This is a genomic window from Hyphomonas adhaerens MHS-3 (genome assembly GCF_000685235.1).
GTDB classification, from domain to species: domain Bacteria; phylum Pseudomonadota; class Alphaproteobacteria; order Caulobacterales; family Hyphomonadaceae; genus Hyphomonas; species Hyphomonas adhaerens.
Map to the genome: position 1 here is coordinate 1656211 of NZ_ARYH01000001.1, position 15931 is coordinate 1672141.

Annotated in this window: 14 protein-coding genes; 8 read left to right on the plus strand and 6 right to left on the minus strand. The window is 63.4% G+C overall.

The features are described 5' to 3' along the window. The first annotated feature begins 71 nt into the window (after positions 1 to 71). The 4 genes from HAD_RS08180 to HAD_RS18825 all read left to right on the plus strand — a co-directional run bounded on the left by HAD_RS08180 (position 72) and on the right by HAD_RS18825 (position 1363). The gene (locus HAD_RS08180; RefSeq protein ID WP_035571894.1) at positions 72 to 368 is read left to right on the plus strand and encodes a hypothetical protein; all 297 of its coding nucleotides are present in this window, start codon (positions 72 to 74) and stop codon (positions 366 to 368) included. Positions 369 to 371: 3 nt separating this feature from the next. Then, positions 372 to 962, plus strand: a complete 591-nt coding sequence (locus HAD_RS08185) for a GNAT family N-acetyltransferase (RefSeq protein WP_035570439.1) — start codon at positions 372 to 374, stop codon at positions 960 to 962. Positions 963 to 972: 10 nt separating this feature from the next. Next, complete coding sequence (locus tag HAD_RS08190; RefSeq protein WP_035570441.1) at positions 973 to 1167, plus strand: DUF4169 family protein; 195 nt, start codon at positions 973 to 975, stop codon at positions 1165 to 1167. A 70-nt stretch (positions 1168 to 1237) separates the two neighbouring features. Further along, entirely contained in the window at positions 1238 to 1363 is a 126-nt protein-coding gene (locus HAD_RS18825) for a hypothetical protein (RefSeq protein WP_272987743.1), read from the plus strand. 3 nt (positions 1364 to 1366) lie between these two features. Here the strand turns inward: HAD_RS18825 and HAD_RS08195 are convergent, their stop codons facing one another. Further along, on the minus strand, positions 1367 to 2413 hold the full coding sequence (locus HAD_RS08195; RefSeq protein ID WP_035570442.1) for a hypothetical protein: 1047 nt from the start codon (positions 2411 to 2413) through the stop codon (positions 1367 to 1369). 161 nt (positions 2414 to 2574) lie between these two features. On the opposite strand from HAD_RS08195, the gene HAD_RS08200 reads away from it, so the two are divergent. The 3 genes from HAD_RS08200 (at position 2575) to HAD_RS08210 (ending at position 7023) form a co-directional block, all read left to right on the plus strand. Continuing rightward, positions 2575 to 3063, plus strand: a complete 489-nt coding sequence (locus HAD_RS08200) for a DUF3291 domain-containing protein (protein ID WP_035570443.1) — start codon at positions 2575 to 2577, stop codon at positions 3061 to 3063. Between the two features lie 127 nt (positions 3064 to 3190). Further along, positions 3191 to 4297, plus strand: a complete 1107-nt coding sequence (locus HAD_RS08205) for an NADH:flavin oxidoreductase (protein ID WP_035570444.1) — start codon at positions 3191 to 3193, stop codon at positions 4295 to 4297. A 383-nt stretch (positions 4298 to 4680) separates the two neighbouring features. Then, the gene (locus tag HAD_RS08210) at positions 4681 to 7023 is read left to right on the plus strand and encodes a UvrD-helicase domain-containing protein (RefSeq protein ID WP_035571896.1); all 2343 of its coding nucleotides are present in this window, start codon (positions 4681 to 4683) and stop codon (positions 7021 to 7023) included. Between the two features lie 177 nt (positions 7024 to 7200). Here HAD_RS08210 and HAD_RS08215 read toward each other — a convergent pair whose 3' ends face one another. The 4 genes from HAD_RS08215 to HAD_RS08230 all read right to left on the minus strand — a co-directional run bounded on the left by HAD_RS08215 (position 7201) and on the right by HAD_RS08230 (position 14317). Next, on the minus strand, positions 7201 to 10518 hold the full coding sequence (locus HAD_RS08215; protein ID WP_084331831.1) for an efflux RND transporter permease subunit: 3318 nt from the start codon (positions 10516 to 10518) through the stop codon (positions 7201 to 7203). Next, positions 10515 to 11591 (minus strand): efflux RND transporter periplasmic adaptor subunit, encoded by a 1077-nt coding sequence (locus tag HAD_RS08220; RefSeq protein WP_035570446.1) that lies wholly within the window; start codon positions 11589 to 11591, stop codon positions 10515 to 10517. The genes HAD_RS08215 and HAD_RS08220 overlap by 4 nt, the downstream gene beginning before the upstream one ends. A 185-nt stretch (positions 11592 to 11776) precedes the next feature. Then, positions 11777 to 12766 carry a zinc transporter ZntB gene (locus tag HAD_RS08225; RefSeq protein WP_162177483.1) on the minus strand — a complete coding sequence of 330 codons (990 nt, stop codon included), beginning with the start codon at positions 12764 to 12766 and terminating at the stop codon, positions 11777 to 11779. Between the two features lie 12 nt (positions 12767 to 12778). Then, the gene (locus HAD_RS08230) at positions 12779 to 14317 is read right to left on the minus strand and encodes an amidase family protein (RefSeq protein WP_035570447.1); all 1539 of its coding nucleotides are present in this window, start codon (positions 14315 to 14317) and stop codon (positions 12779 to 12781) included. A gap of 82 nt (positions 14318 to 14399) precedes the next feature. On the opposite strand from HAD_RS08230, the gene HAD_RS08235 reads away from it, so the two are divergent. After that, a complete protein-coding gene (locus tag HAD_RS08235) occupies positions 14400 to 15287 on the plus strand; it encodes an aminoglycoside phosphotransferase family protein (RefSeq protein ID WP_035570448.1) in 888 nt (295 codons plus the stop codon). Here HAD_RS08235 and HAD_RS08240 read toward each other — a convergent pair. Further along, positions 15280 to 15927: a superoxide dismutase family protein gene (locus tag HAD_RS08240; RefSeq protein ID WP_156942204.1), complete on the minus strand. Its 648-nt coding sequence runs from the start codon at positions 15925 to 15927 to the stop codon at positions 15280 to 15282. The genes HAD_RS08235 and HAD_RS08240 overlap by 8 nt on opposite strands. Positions 15928 to 15931 lie beyond the last annotated feature (4 nt).

Consider the following 15931-nt stretch of genomic DNA (forward strand, 5'->3'; position numbering starts at 1 on the left):
CTGACGCAAGCCACCGTAAGGCTGTATCCTTGCGCGAGAGAATCACTCCCGCCAAGAAAGGCCTGATCATCATGGCAAATCCTCCCGTCGGCTCGAAGGCCAACCCGTCCCAGTTCGACGTGATCGACAAGCTGGGGGCGGATGAGCCTTATTTCGTGATCCGCGCGCATGACCCGCTGTCGTCGGCGCTTGTGGAACTGCACGCCTATATCGGCGCAGGCCAGTCCGGCGCAGCGCACAACAAGCTGGCCGAGATCATGGCGATGACCGCCGCCAAGCCGCCGCGCCCGGCCTCCAGCCCGAAATACCGCGAGACCTTTGCGATCTCGCTCGCCATGGAGCAGTGGCGCGAAACTCACAAGGAGTAGGGGATGGACGTTCGGGCCGATGAGTTATCGGACCGGTACGTCACCCTCGTACCGTTCGATGTGGCCCGCGACGGGGACGATCTGCGGGCCATGGCCGACGCGCTGGGGCCCCGGATCGAGACGTGGCCCTACTATAATCCGCCATCGGACTGGGTCGGCGCCTGGCTCGCCAATATCGAGGCGCGGACGGCTGAGGGAACACTGATCCCGTTCCGCATTTCGCGCCCGGACGGGCAGTTCGCAGGCCTATCCACCTATATCAATCCGGACGCCCTTTCACGGAATGTCGAAATCGGCATGACGATGTATACGGCGGATGCTCAGGGTACGGAGGTCAATGCCGCGACCAAGCGCCTGCTTCTGGCGCATGCCTTTGCGTGCGGGGCGGTCCGGGTCCAGTTCAATGTGGACCAGCGAAACAAGCGCTCCCAGGCGGCTGTGAAAAAGCTGGGCGGCGTTCAGGAGGGGATCCTGCGCGACAATCGCATCCTGCCAAACGGCGTGTTGCGGTCCACGGTCGTTTTCTCCATTCTTGCCAGTGAGTGGCCCGCGGTGAAAGCCGGGCTCGATGCGCGCTTGGCAGCGTTCGAATAGGGGACAAAGGATGAGCGATCCCGTTAATCTCAACAAGTTCCGCAAGGCTAAGGCGAAGGTTGAGAAGGAACAGACGGCGAAGGAAAACCGGGCGAAGTTCGGCCGCACAAAGGCCGAGAAACAGCGGGACAAGGCGCGCAAGGACAAGCTGTCCAGACTGGCCGAGGGCCACCGCCTGAAAGACGCGCCCGAACAGGAAGGTTAATCCGGCCTGAGCCTGCGGCCCGCACTTTGCAGCACTCCTGGAAACGCTGTTCCAATCCGGGAGGACCCACATGGCCGGAATTGCAAAGAAACTCGTCTTTTGTGCCGCATCGTTCGGTGCAGGCATCGCATGGGGCCTGATCGCGGAAGCCGCGGAATACCAGGGCTCCCTGTCCCACCTCCTGCTCGGCCAGTAGGGCTCAGCTACCTGTTTCGTCTTCTTCCGGCATGGGCCAGTCAGGCTCGTGGGTGACATTGTCCAGGAATGTGTCATCCATCCGCCGGCCGGAGACGCGCTTCAACGCATCGAAAATCGGACGCGCCTTCTTGTCTTTGAGTAGGGGAATGCGGCTCGCCAGTTCGGCTGCGCGGGCATAGCGCAGCTGGGCGGTTTCCATGTCGCCGCGCGCTTCGGCGCAGGCGCCGAGATTGTGCAGCACGGCCGGGGCGTCCGGCCATTGGCGGCCCAGCTCATCCCATTGCGCACAGGCGCCCAGCATCTCGCCCCGCTTGGTGGCCTTCACGGCCGCCTCAAAGCGCGGATCGTTCTGCTCCTCCGGGATCAGGCCTTCCGTCATGATCTCGGCACGGATTGTCGCGTCATACGGGGCGATATCGGTGCGGAAGCGGCGGACGGCTTCCACGGTGGCATCGACGATCATGCCATAGGGGGCATCGCGCGGATCGTAGCTTGATTGGACCGGATCCCGCCAGACGCCGAGCTCCCGGCCGTCATCCTCGTATTCGCGAATGTCGACACAGGATTCCTGATTGGCGCCGCCGCCCTGGTTGTGGGTGAAAATCATGCGGCCTGTGTCCGTATCGATCAGGCGTGCCGTGACGATCACTTCAACAGTCTCTTCGGTACATTCGGTTTCGACTATGGCGCGGTGTTCGCAGTCGAACGGGGCATCATATTCCACGCATTTGCGTTTGCGCTCGAAGCGGGTTTCGCCTTCCCAGTTGTCGATCTCGACGACGCCTTCGTAAATGCCCTGCGGCCTGCCGGAGCCATCGACGCCAAACCAGTAGGCGCCGTCCAGCACGACATCGCCCAGCATGCGGGCAAACTCTTCTTCTGCGACTTCCCCCGCCGGGCCGCGGAACTGGCCCACCTGCACGTCGCGATAGGCCGCCGCCTCCGGAAAGGTGGGCACCATGCGGGCGCGGTAGTCGTAACCGGGCGTGGTGCAGGCGGCCATCAGGGGCAGGGCGAGCAGCAGGCAGGCAGAGAAGAAACGGCGCATGCGGGGTGATCCTTGAAATATCTGGCTTATTCCTGCGGTTTCGGACTGAACCTCAGATTAACATCCAGGCAGGCAGACGAAAAACCTGTTGCCGGCCGGATTTCTTCTGGCGGTGGAAGAGGGGCGGGCCAATATCAGCGAGCCCGACACAGGAGATCCATATGACCCGCCACCTCGCAGAGCTCAATATCGGCCGGTTGCTCGCCCCAACGGACGATCCACGCGTTGCGGACTTCATGAACGCGCTGGACCTGATCAATGGCATGGGCAAGCAGATGCCGGGGTTTGTCTGGATGATGGAAGGTTCTGGTGAGCCGGGCACCGGGAATACCGAGACCAAGATCGGCGGAGATCCGCAATTCGTATCCAACCTGACGGTGTGGGAGTCGGTGGAAACGCTGGAGAATTTCGTCTGGAACACCGTGCACCGCAAGTTTTACGAGCGGCGTGAGGAATGGTTCGAAGTCATGGACAAGATGCACTTCGTCATGTGGTGGATCGAGCCGGGCCATGAGCCGACGCTGGATGAGGCGCTGGAACGGCTGGACCTGTTGAACCGGATCGGGGATTCGGAAGAGGCGTTCGGCTGGTCCTACCTTAAGGAGGCGCGCCTGTGGCGCTCGCGCGGGTGCCGTGTGGATGCGGCCTGAGCGCCAGCACGTACGCCGTTAACATTCCTCAAGCGACCCTTTACCGGTGTCCCCTATCTGCGCTTCTTGACGGGGGCGTCATCCGCCTCCAACTGTCCCGCAGTCCTGCTGAGGAGGCGTATGCCCAATGACTAGTCCGCTGTTCACCCCGTTCAAACTGAAAAACATGGAATTGCCCAACCGGATCGTGATGGCGCCGATGACCCGGTCCAAATCGCCGGGCGGTGTCCCGGGTGAGGATGTGGCGGACTATTATGCGCGCCGCGCGGCATCCGACGTGGGCCTGATCGTCACCGAAGGCACGACGGTCCGCCGGGGCGGGGCCTCCAACGATCCGAACGTGCCGAACCTCCACAAAGCCGACGCCCTGGCCGGCTGGAAGAACGTTGTCGACAAAGTGCACGCCAATCACGGCAAGATCGCGCCGCAGATCTGGCACCAGGGCCTGACCCGCAAGGTCGGAACCGGGCCTGACCCGGATGCACCGACCGACAGCCCCTCCGGCATGACCCATACCGGCAAGCAGGTGCTGCCGGAACCGACGTCGGCGGAAGTCGACGACATGGTCATGGCCTTTGCCGATGCGGCGGCGGACGCGCAGAAAGTCGGCTTCGACTGTGTCGAGCTGCACGGCGCGCATGGCTACCTGATTGATGAATTCTTCTGGGACGTGATGAACAAGCGCTCCGACCGTTATGGCGGCTCGCTGAAGGATCGGGCCACGTTCGGCGCCGACATCATCCGCGAAGTGCGCAAGAAGGTCGGCCCGGACATGGCGATCATCCTGCGCTATTCGCAGTGGAAGCAGCAGGAATACACCGCGCGCCTCGCGACCACGCCGCAGGCACTGGAAGAATTCCTGAAGACCTTCGTCGATGCAGGCGTCGACTGCCTGCACGTCTCCCAGCGCCGCTACTGGGAACCGGAATTCCCGGAAGTTGACGGCGAGAACGGCCTGAACGGCGCCGGCTGGGCCAAGAAACTGACCGGCCTGCCGACCATCACCGTCGGTTCTGTCGGCCTGTCGGGCGATTTCATCGCGGCGTTCCAGGGGCAGGGCTCCGGCCAGCGCTCTCTGGAAGACCTGGAAGAACGCCTGGAACGCGGCGAGTTCGATCTCGTTGCTGTTGGCCGGGCCCTGCTGCAGGACCCCCACTGGGCGACCAAGGTGAAGGAAGGCCGCATCGGCGAAATCAGCGACTATGACGCCGCTGCGCTGGCAACTCTCTACTAAAGAGGGAATACGGCCTTGCCGTAAACGGGAAAGTATGGCTTCTTGAAGGCTGTAGCGTTCGGACGCTCAGGCCTTCAAGCGGCCATTTCTTCCGGATGTGGCGAAGAAGGCTGGGTGGGGCACCCTGCGTTTTTGAGCGAGCCCGCCGGGCTATGCCACGTTTTCCGGAAGGGATGCCAGGTTGCTGGACCGAGGCGCCCGGCGTCCTCCCTTGGGATGCCCCCTTATACCCGCGTCCCTCAACTCTGGCCCTGTCACCGGCGTTTTTCTCACTCTCGCGCCGTGGCGGGGTCATTTTTCACGAACCGGGCATGCCGCGCTCGCACAGCATGCCTGACATTTCGGCACGGCTGGCGCATAGCAACAGGGCCAATCCCTGCTATATGTTCCTGATGAGTTCCAATCCGAATCGTCTCTCGATCAGCCAGATGGCTGCGCCGCGTCCGCCAGCCGCGAAGGGCGATGCGCCGTACCTGGATGGCCTGAACCCGGAACAGCGTGACGCCGTGATGACCACGGAAGGCCCGCTTCTGGTGCTCGCCGGGGCCGGCACGGGCAAGACCCGTGTGCTGACAGCGCGCCTCGCCCATATCATCGGCTCGCGTCTCGCCTGGCCGTCGCAGACGCTGACTGTGACCTTCACTAACAAGGCCGCCCGGGAAATGCGCGAACGGGCCCTGCGCCTGATTGGCGATGCGGGGGAGGGGCTGCGCTGGCTCGGCACGTTCCACTCGATCAGCGCGCAGATCCTGCGCCAGCATGCAGAGCTTGTCGGGCTCAAGTCCAGTTTTACCATTCTCGATACCGACGACCAGGTGCGCCTGTGCAAGCAGATCATTGTCGCCGAGAATATCGACCCCAAGCGCTGGACGCCGCGTTACCTGGCTGGCCTGATCGATGGCTGGAAAAACCGCGCCCTGACACCGGATCGCGTGCCCGCCGACGAGGCTTTCAATTTCGGCGACGGCAAGGGCATCAAGTGCTACGAGATCTATCAGGCGCGCCTGAAAGTGCTGAACGCCTGCGATTTCGGCGACCTGCTGATCCACAATATCACGATCTTCCAGCAGAACCCGGACCTGCTGAAGGATTTCCAGTCCAAGTTCCGCTACATCCTGGTAGACGAATATCAGGACACGAACGTTGCCCAGTATCTGTGGCTGCGCCTGCTGGCGCAGGGCTCGCAGAACATCTGTTGCGTCGGCGACGACGACCAGTCCATCTATGGCTGGCGCGGCGCGGAAGTGGATAACATCCTGCGCTTCGAGAAGGACTTTCCCGGCGCGAAGGTGATCCGGCTGGAGCGCAATTACCGCTCCACGAAACACATTCTTGCGGCCGCCTCATCCGTCATCGCGCACAATCGCGGGCGCCTCGGCAAGACACTTTATGTCGGCGACGACAATGCGATCGAGAATGTCGATGCGGCCAAGGTGAAGGTACGCGGCCTGTGGGATGGCGAAGCCGAAAGCCGTCTGATCGCAGACGATATCGAAAGCTGGGTCCGCAGTGGCGGCAAGCACGACGAGTGCGCCGTTCTGGTTCGGGCCTCGTGGCAGATGCGGGCGTTCGAGGAACGCTTCATCCTGCTGGGCATTCCGTATCGCGTGATCGGCGGCCCGCGCTTTTTCGAGCGCGCCGAGATCCGCGATGCGATGGCCTATCTGCGCCTGATCCGCTCGCCGGATGATGACCTTGCCTTTGAGCGTGTGGTGAACCAGCCGAAGCGCGGCGTCGGCAACACGACGCTGGCCAAGCTGCAGGCCTATGCGCGGGCAGACGGGCGCAGCCTGTTCGTTCTGACGCCCATGGTGCTGCAGACAGACGAGATCAAAGGCGCGGCCAAGCGGGGCCTGACCCAATTCATCGACCAGATCAGCATGTGGCGGGACCGTCTCGCCAATGGCATGCCGCATACGGAGCTTGCCGAGGTGATCCTCGAAGAGTCCGGCTATACCGACATGCTGCAGAAGGACCGCAGCCCGCAGGCGCAGACGCGGCTGGACAACCTCAAGGAACTGGTCCGCGCCATGGGCGAATTCGACACGCTGCCCGGCTTCCTGGAGCATGTCGAACTGGTCATGGATGCCTCCACAGGCGGGGCGGACGAGGATCAGGTGCAGATCCTGACACTTCACGGCGCCAAGGGCCTGGAATGGCCGGTCGTCTTCCTGCCCGGCTGGGAGGAGGAAGTGTTTCCCTCAAAGCGCAGCCTGGACGAAAGCGGCCTGAAAGGCCTCGAAGAGGAGCGCCGGCTGGCCTATGTCGGCATCACCCGTGCGCGCGAGCGGGCCTATATTTCGTTCGTGGCCAACCGGCAGATCTATGGCCGCTGGCAGAGCGTGATGCCGTCCCGCTTTGTGGACGAGCTGCCGCATGAGAATGTCGAAGTTGTTTCGGAAACCGGCTATTCCGGCATGCCCGGCGGGGATGACGCGTTCACAGGGTCCATCGAGGATCTCGGCGAGCGCAGCAATTACCAGAGTCCCGGCTGGAAGCGGCTGAAGGAAAATTCGGCGAAATACCGCAGCACGGGCGCCCCGCGCGATGCCTCAGACCTGACCGCGACCAGCGGCGGGCCGGAGGCCTTCAGGAAGGGCCAGCGGGTTTTCCATGACAAGTTCGGTTATGGCCGCGTCGCCTTCAGCGAAGGCAACAAGCTGACGGTCGATTTCGAGAAATCCGGCCGCAAGAAAGTCATCGCGACCTTCGTCACGCTGGCCTGATCCAGGACTTGATCCTGAACAGGAGGGCAGCACCGGGCGGGCCTGTCAGGGGAGAGCCTGGCGGGGCGTCAGGGAGGGAACGCGTGGCGTGCCCGGCGCTGCAGACCCGTTCTGCCATGCCCGCGTCGAACGCATGCCGAATGCCGCGTTCATTTTCCGCTCAGTTTGAGCGCCTGACTATTCCGCTGCGGGCAGGGTCGTTTCCGACTTGCCTGTATCGGTCTTGTCGTTGGCCGGTTCACGGCTATCGAGCAGGCGGACTTCGTCGTTCCGCCGGGTGCGATTGCGCAAACCCGGAATGAACTTTGCCACGAACCGCCAGCCGCGGACGATGAGACGCCACAGCGCGATCAGTGCCGGTATCAGCACGCGCCTGCTCCACAGGCCCGTCCGGTGCGGCACCAGCAGCCAGACCGGCGTCACCAGCAGGATCATGATTGTGGAGAAGGCGAGGCCGAACACGACGGCCGTGGCCAGCTGCACCCACCATTCCGCTTCAGACCCGCCGAAATTGATGGCGCCCTGACCGAAATTCACGCTCATCTCGAAGACCATCGGCAACAGGCCGCAAATCGTCGTGCCTGTGGTCAGGAGGATCGGACGGATCCGCTGGGCGGCGGTCGCAATCGCGGCCTCTTCCGGGGTGCGGCCGTCCTTCCGAAGCCTGTTATAGGTGTCGATCAGAACGATGTTGTTGTTCACCACGATCCCCGCCAGGGCAACGATCCCGGTACCGATCATCAGGATCGACACATAAGGCAGCACCAGCTGAATGCCGACCAGCACGCCGGAGGTCGAGATGATCACGGCCGACAGGGTCAGAATGACCTGCCAGAAATTGTTGAATTCCCACAGGAGGATCACGGCCATCATGAACAGCGCGGCCAGGGCGGCGCTGCGGAAGAATTCGTTTGCCTCCTGCGTATCCTCGTCGGCACCTTCGAAGCGGACTTCCACATCCGAGCCAATGCCGGCCTGGTCGACCCAGTCGCGGACATCCTGCACGATGGCTGCACCGGCGCCCTGTTCCTTGGCGTTGCCGCGGACATAGTAGACGCGCTTGCCGTCGAGGCGTTCGATCTGGCTGACGCGCGGGGCGGGCACACGATCGACAAACAGGTTCAGCGGCACATTGCCGGCCGGTGTGGAGACACGCAGCGTGTCGATGGCCGAGGCGCTGCGGCTGTCTTTAGGGAAGCGCACGCGGATGTCGACTTCATCATCGGCATCGTCCGGCCGGTAGCGGCCGACGAGGATACCGTTTGTCACCAGCTGCACGGCGGCGCCGATCTGGGCCACGTCGAGGCCGTACTTGCCGGCTTCGGCCCGGTCCACTTCGAGGCGGTATTCGATGCCCGGCAGGGGACGCGTATCGTCGATCTCGCGCACGTCTCCGCGGTTTTCGACATAGGCACGCAGGCGAGCCGTGGCATCGGTGAGCGCTGCCTGGTTGTCGGACAGGAGCGCGACCTGCAGGTCCTTGCCGGCGGGCGGCCCCTGTTCGCGGGCCTGAATCTGGAAGCGCAGACCTGGCACCTGCTGGAGCCGTGTCCGGACGGCTTCCAGCGTCTTGCGGCCGTCATGTGTGCCGTCTGCTGTTGCAAGGTCCAGCAGCAGACGTCCGATCGTATCGAGCGGCTGGTCGTTGGCGCCGTCGAAGCTGACGCCGCCGCTGCCGCCGGAAGAGCCGGAGCGGGAAGAGATGGATTCGATGCCATCGATATCGGCAATGGCGAGTTCGGCGCGCTTGACCAGTTGCTGCTCTTCCTCGGCCGACAGGGCGCCTTGCGCCTGGACGAAGACGAACGCCTGTTCGGGTTCGATATCGAGGAAGAATTCGGACCGGTGAGCGGTGGAGCCGAACCACATGAAAATGAGGATCACGGAGCCGATGGCGACGCCGGTCACCATCCACGGGCGGGCGATCAGGGATTTGACCAGCCGTACATAGTTACCGAGCCAGCCGGTGGCTTTTCCCGGGTCCGCGTCTGCGGCGAGGGCTGCGAGGTCTGCGTCGGTGCCTGCCGGGCGCGCGCCGATGACCGAACCGAGGACCGGCAGGAAGATCAGCGCCATGACGAGCGATGCGGTCAGAACACAGATCAGCGTCAGAGGCAGGTAGGCCATGAACTTGCCGGGCATCGAGTTCCAGAAAAGGAATGGCACGAAGGCGGCCAGAGTGGTGAGCGTGGACGACACGACCGGCCAGAACATCCGCTTGCCGGCCATGGCATAGGCGTCTTTCCGTTCCAGCCCTTCGGCCATTTTCCGGTCAGCATATTCGGTGACCACGATGGCACCATCGACCAGGATACCGACCGCGATAACCATGCCGAACATGACCATCATGTTGATCGTGAATCCGAACGTGCCGAGCAGCAGGAAGGCCATGACGAAAGAGGCCGGGATCGAAATTCCGACCAGCAGGGCAGAGCGCCAGCCGAGGGCCGCAACCACGATGATCATCACCAGAAGAACGGCTGTGACGATGGAGCTTTGCAGCTGTCCAAGCTGGTTGCCGATCTCTTCAGATGTATCGGACGTGATTGTCGCCCGCACCGTCGAAGGCCAGGTTTTCTGTTCCTCGGCGATTGTCTCGCGGACGAAATTGGCCGTGTCGAGAACGTTCGCGCCGGACCGTTTGACGACTTCGATCAGCATGGCCGGCTTGCCGTTGAAGGTCGCAAAGCCGGTCGCGTCCTTGTAGGTGCGGCGGATTTCGGCAACGTCCTGCAGTCTGACGACCGCATTTTCCGTGCGTTTGATCGGCAGGTTCAGGGCGTCGGTGGCGGTGCGGATCAGGCCCGGCACCTTGACGGCGAAGCTGCCGTCGCCGGTGTCGATTTCCCCGGCCGGGACCAGCTGGTTGTTCGACGAAACAATATTGTAAATCTCCTGATAGGAGATGTTGTAGGTTTCCAGCATGGCCGGATCGATGACGATCTCCAGCACATCCTCGCGCTGGCCCTGGATGCGGGCTTCAAGGATGCCGGCGTTCCGCTCCAGCTTGTCCTGCAGCTTTTCGGCAATGTCGTTGAAGCCGCGCACAGGCGCTTCCCCGTAAAGGTTCACGACCATGACGGGGAATTGTGAGGCGTTGAATTCCTGGATCACGGGTTCGCGCGCATCCTGCGGGAAGAAGCGCTTGGCGAGGTCTACCTTGTCTTTCACGTCAAGGACGGCCTGATCGACATCGACGTCGATCTCGAATTCCAGCAGCAGCGTGCCGGCGCCTTCGGAGCCGTAGCCGTTGAAGGTTTTCAGGCCTTCGATGGACTGGATTTCCTGTTCGATCGGGCGCACCAGCAGGCGTTCGGCGTCTTCCGGTGTCACACCCGCCAGCGGCACAGTGATGACAACGAACGGGATCGGAATGTCCGGGTCGGCCTCTTTTGGCAGTTTGGCATAGGTTACAGCGCCTGCGATGATCGCGCAGATCAGGATGGCGAGCACCATACGTGCCCGGCCGATGGCGCCGTCGACGATACTGGTCATGGCTGTGCCCCGCCAGCGGGTACCGGTTTCACATTGGCACCTTCCGACAGATAGTCCTGGCCAAGCGCGATGACGTCAGCCTGGTCCGGCAGGCCGGTGATCCAGGCGCCGTTCGGCGTTTCGTCGATCACGGTGACCTCGGCGAAGCGGACCGTATCGGTCGCGTCGACATAGCGAATGCCCATTTGTCCGGCATCTGACAGGGTGAGCAGGCCGGCAGAAATCTTCATGGCCTGAACATTGCCGACCGGCAGTACCAGCTGCGACGTGACCCCGGCCGCGACGATGGCGTCGCCGGTGTCGAGGGCCGCTTCAACCAGGAAAGTCCGCGTCGTTTCAGAGGCTGTACGGGCCACATAGCGCAGCGTTGCGGGGAAGCTGCGGCCGTCGGCCAGCAGCGCGTCACCGGTCATGCCGACTTTCAGTTTCCCGGCGACCGCTTCGGAGACCTGTACCGAGATGATCACCGGATCCATGTCCACCAGCACGCCGCAGGCTTGGCCGGGCGAAAGGAAATCGCCGGCCTCGGCGAGGCGGGTTTCGAAAATCCCGTCAAACGGCGCGCGGATCTGCGTCTTGCCCAGTTCGACTTTCGCTGCGTTGACGGCGGCTTCGGCCGCGTCGAGTTGTGCTTTCGCGGCCGTGGCCTGGTTGACCGGGCCCAGCCCTTTTTCAGCGAGGCTGGCGGCGGCCTGGTAACTGACTTCGGCGGATGCGCGTTGCGCTTCAGCTTCCTTCACGCGGGCCGAACGGGCCTCCACGTCGAGGCCGCAAAGCAGTGTGCCGGCCCTCACAAAGCTGCCTTCCTTGGCCGGAGTCGACACGACGGTGCCGGTGGTGCCGGCTTTGACCGTCACGATCTTGTCCGGCTCAGTCCGGCCCTTGGCCTTGACCCGCATCATGTGCGGTTCGGCATTGAGTGTTTCAATCACGGCGGATGGCACGTCGGCGACGCTTTCCGCCACGGGTTCTTCCTTGTGAGAAGAGATGCTGCCACGCATGACGCTACGCAGCCCGAAATAGGCTACGATGACAAAGAGGATCGTTGCGGCGATGATAGTCGAGCGGTTCACGTCAGGATGTCCTTCCCACGGACGAATGGCAAATATAGGGCGGCAGGTCGCATGAAGAACCACCGCGCGCAAATTTCCTTAACACCCTCCATCTTGCTATACGGCAAACAGACGGGATCAGTTTACCAACAAGCCGCAAGCGTTGGTTAATCTCTAACGTGTGGGGAATGGAAACCCGTCGCGGGTTAAATCCAGCGTTGCCAACGCAATAGGGCCAGCGTTCCAGCAACGGAAAGGGCCAGGGCGATCACCAGCGTAATGAAGGCAACGGGATTTCCAGCCCCCGGAATTCCGCCAAGATTGACGCCAAAAAGTCCGGTCACAAAACTGATCGGGAGGAAGACGGCCGACAGGATCGCCAGCACAAACAGGCGTTGATTGGTTTCTTCCGTGCTGCTCTGGATCGCTTCTTCATACAGGACACTGGAGCGTTCCCGGATGTTTTCCACCAGTTCCGTGAGCCGCGTGATCCGGTCTGCGGATTCGCGCAGGAAGAGCAGGTCCTGGTCGCTGAACAGGCCGGACTGTGCGCCATCCCGGACAAGCGTATTCAACGCTTCGCGTTGTGGCGTGATGTGGCGGCGCACCTGCAGGACCCGCCGCCGGAATTCCGGCAGCACGGACCGGTCGATACGTGCTTTCGGGTCCAGCAATTCGTCTTCATACCGGTCGGCTTCGTCGTCGAAATCGTCCAGTACGATTTCCATACGGTCGGTCAGCCGGTCGGCAAGGCCGGCGACCAGCGCACCGGTGGAGGTGTCGATTTCGCCGTCCTCCACCAGCTTGCGGACATCGGTGGCCGAGCGCACCGGGCGGGCGCGCAGGGTGATCAGAAGGTCCTCACCGGCCCACATGCGGAGTGTGACGAGGTCTTCGACATCGGCTCCTTCATTGAGGTTGGGGCCGCGCAAATTGATCAGGTAGCCGTGCCCGTGACGGGCGGCGCGCGGACGGGTCTCCTCCTGCAGCAGGGCCTGCACGGTCAGGCGGTCCAGGCCACTCTTGCGGTACAGCCAGCCCTGCGCCTGTGCGGACTGGCGGTCGAGGTGGAGCCAGACGCGCTTGTACTTCGCATGCCCGCCTTCCAGAACCTCATCCCAGGTCAGGGGCGTGTGGAGCCCGGCCTCGTCGAAGCCGAAGCCGAAAAGCAACGGCTCATTGTTTCCGGGCTCCACAGCTGTCTCCATCTAGAAAGCGGAAACCGGAGGTACTTTTCCGGCCCACGGACGGGCCTGTTCCAGTTCCAGCGCCAGTTCGAACAGGAGCGGGTCATCGCCGCGCTTGCCCGAGAACATCGCACCGACCGGCAGGCCGCCATCTGTCCATGCCAGCGGCACGCTCATCGAGGCCGCACCAGCCACGTTCATCGGCGCGGTGAATGCCGCAAAGGTGATGACGCGGTCATACAGGATTTCATAATCGACCGTCGGGGCCTGTTCGCCGAGTTTGACGGCCGGGCTGCCGGTCGTCGGCGTCAGCAGCACGTCGATGTCGGAGAACCCGGTATCGTATACGGACTCGAAATTCTTCAGCCAGGCGACGGTCGCGTCCATCTCGTCCTGTCGGGACAGGAACATGTTGGTCAGGCCCAGGGTCCAGGGCTCGATAATGTCCGGGCCGACCGGCTTGCCGGAATAGTCGCTCGCCTGTTGGGCGAATTCAGCCGCCCCGGCCGCCCAGTAGAGCAGGAAGTGATCGATGAATTCCTGACCGGAGAAGGGCGGCTTCCACGCAACGACTTCGTGACCGAGATCGGTGCAGAGTTTGGCAACGTCTTCCAACGCGGCCTTCGTCTCTGGCGCGACCGGCGTGCCAGCCGGGGCATCGGTCGTGAAACCGATCTTCAGGCGGCGGCCAACCGGTTTCAGGTCCGGCGCCAGCGGGGCAAAGGTGCCGTCATTGGTCTGCGTGTCGCGGAACAGGTTGATCGAGTCGCGCACGGAAATGGTGACGGCATGCTGGACCGAAATGTCCACCGGCGGGGCTTCGGGGCCGTGTGCCGGGAGCTGTCCGCGGGACGGCTTCAGGCCGAAGACGCCGCAGGTCGACGCAGGAATACGGATCGAGCCGCCGCCGTCGCTGGCATGCGCGAACGGCACCACGCGGGCAGCGACCAGCGCAGCAGAGCCGCCGGAGGAGCCGCCAACGATGCGCGTCGTATCCCATGGGTTGCAGGTCTCGCCGGTCACCAGGGCTTCCGTGGATGCCATCAGGCCCATTTCCGGAGAGGTCGACTTGCCCAGGACGACGACGCCTTCGGCGCGCCATTTGGCTGGCAGCGGATCGTCCTTGCCGGGGTCAAAGCCCTTGAAGGCACGGCTGCCATACCAGGTTTGCGCACCGTTCCAGTTGTGCAGGTCCTTGATGAAGGTCGGGACGCCCTGGTACGGGCCGGCAGGTGTGTGGCCGGCTTCGGCGCGGGCGGTGTCGAAGATTTCTGTGGCAAGCGCGTTGAGCTGGCCGTTGACGGCCTTGGTACGGGCGATGGCAGCGTTCACTTCCGCGAGCGATGTCGTTTCTCCGCTTGCGATCCGGGCGGCCATTTCGGTGCCGTCAATCCAGCCGGCGGGTGCGGAAGAGGTGGGTGCAACAGGTGCCGCGGCCGGTGTTGCCGAGGTGCCGACGGCCGCCTCAGGCGCTGTTTGGGTGCCGGTCTGGCCGCAGGCGGCCAGTGCGCCCATTGCGGCTCCGCCAAGCAAGACGCCCCGTCTCGTAATCCGTGCCATGTGTTTCGCTCCGATTCTATTTTTTTGGCTTTCAGGCGCGCAAGGTGTATCGGAGCGCTCCGCAGCGCAAGGGGAGACGCAGATGACCGCAGGAACACCACCCGCCGAAATCGACATCACCGTTGCGCTGGTCCGGAAGCTGCTGCAGGCGCAGCACCCGGACCTCGCCGGTCTGCCCCTCGAAATCGCCGGGGAGGGGTGGGATAATGTGATGGTGCGCCTGGGCGAAGATCTTGTCCTGCGCCTGCCGCGCCGGAACGTGGCGGACCAGCTGCTGCGCAATGAGCAACGCTGGCTGCCGGAGCTGGCCCCGCGTTTGCCGCTGCCTGTGCCGGTCCCGCTGCGGACCGGCGTGCCGGGAGAGGGCTACCCTTATGTCTGGAGCGTGTTGCGCTGGATCGAAGGGGAGACAGCCGATCTTGCCCCGCCAGATGCGTCAGAGGCGCCGGTCCTCGCAGGTTTCCTGAAAGCCTTGCACCAGACAGCTCCTGACGGGGCCCCTTCCAGCGAGGTGCGTGGCTGCCCGCTCGGGAACAGGCTTGAGAACATAGAGCGGCGCATGGCTGTGCTGGCCGAGGAGACGGACGCGATTACATCGGCGATCCGGCAGGCATGGCGCGCGGGGCTTGCCGCGCCGATTGACCTGCCACGCCTGTGGGTAGCGGGCGATGTGCACGCCCGAAACGTCCTTGTGCGGAATGGGAAGTTCGCCGCGTTCATCGATTGGGGGGATATCTGCGCAGGCGATCCGGCGAGTGACCTCGCTTCGATCTGGGGCCTGTTCGAATCTGCCGATGCCCGGCGCGCGGCAATCGACGCCTATGGCATGAGCGAGGCCACACTCGCCCGAGCGCGTGGCTGGGCCGTTATGTATGGGGTCCTCCTGCTGGAGACGGGCCGGCACGACCATCCCCGTCATGCGAAGATGGGCGCCGACACGCTCCGCAGGTTGACCGAAGACCTTACTTGATCACGCCGCAGGCGACGCGGGCGCCGGCCCCGCCGATCGGCTGGGTCATGTGATCGTCTTCGCCTTCGTGGATGATGATCGCAGAGCCGTCTCCCTCGACGAGGGCACCCAGCGTGTCGAGCGTGGTGAAGGCTTCATATCCGGCCGAGCCATCGGCAGCGGCCCAGATGTTCGGCAGGTCGCCATTTTCCGGTCCCTTGGGATTCAGCAGGCCGTGGCCGCCTTCCATCTTGCCGACATGGCCGCCGGACATCTTGTACATGCCGATATCCGAACAGTCGCCGGTGGCGTGGAGGTGAATGCCGTGCCAGCCGGGTTCGAGGCTGCCGGGGGCCAGTTCGAGGCGGATGAGCATCCCGTTCGGGCCGTCGATCAGGTTGGCAGACCCGATGCTTTCGCCTTCAAGGCCGATCATGTCGGCGGTGCCGTGGCCCATGCTCGGGAAAACGCCTTCGTCCGGGCCGGGCATGTCTTCCGTCATGCCTTCGTGGTCCATCATGTCCATCGGCATGGCGGGGGCGGCGTCTTCAGTGGTGGCAGGCGGTGTCTCGTTTCCTGCGTCCTGCGGCGTTGCCTGAGCGACGCTCGCGCAGGCGCCGAGGGCGATGGCGGATCCGAGTAGGGCAATGCGGCTGATCATGGGG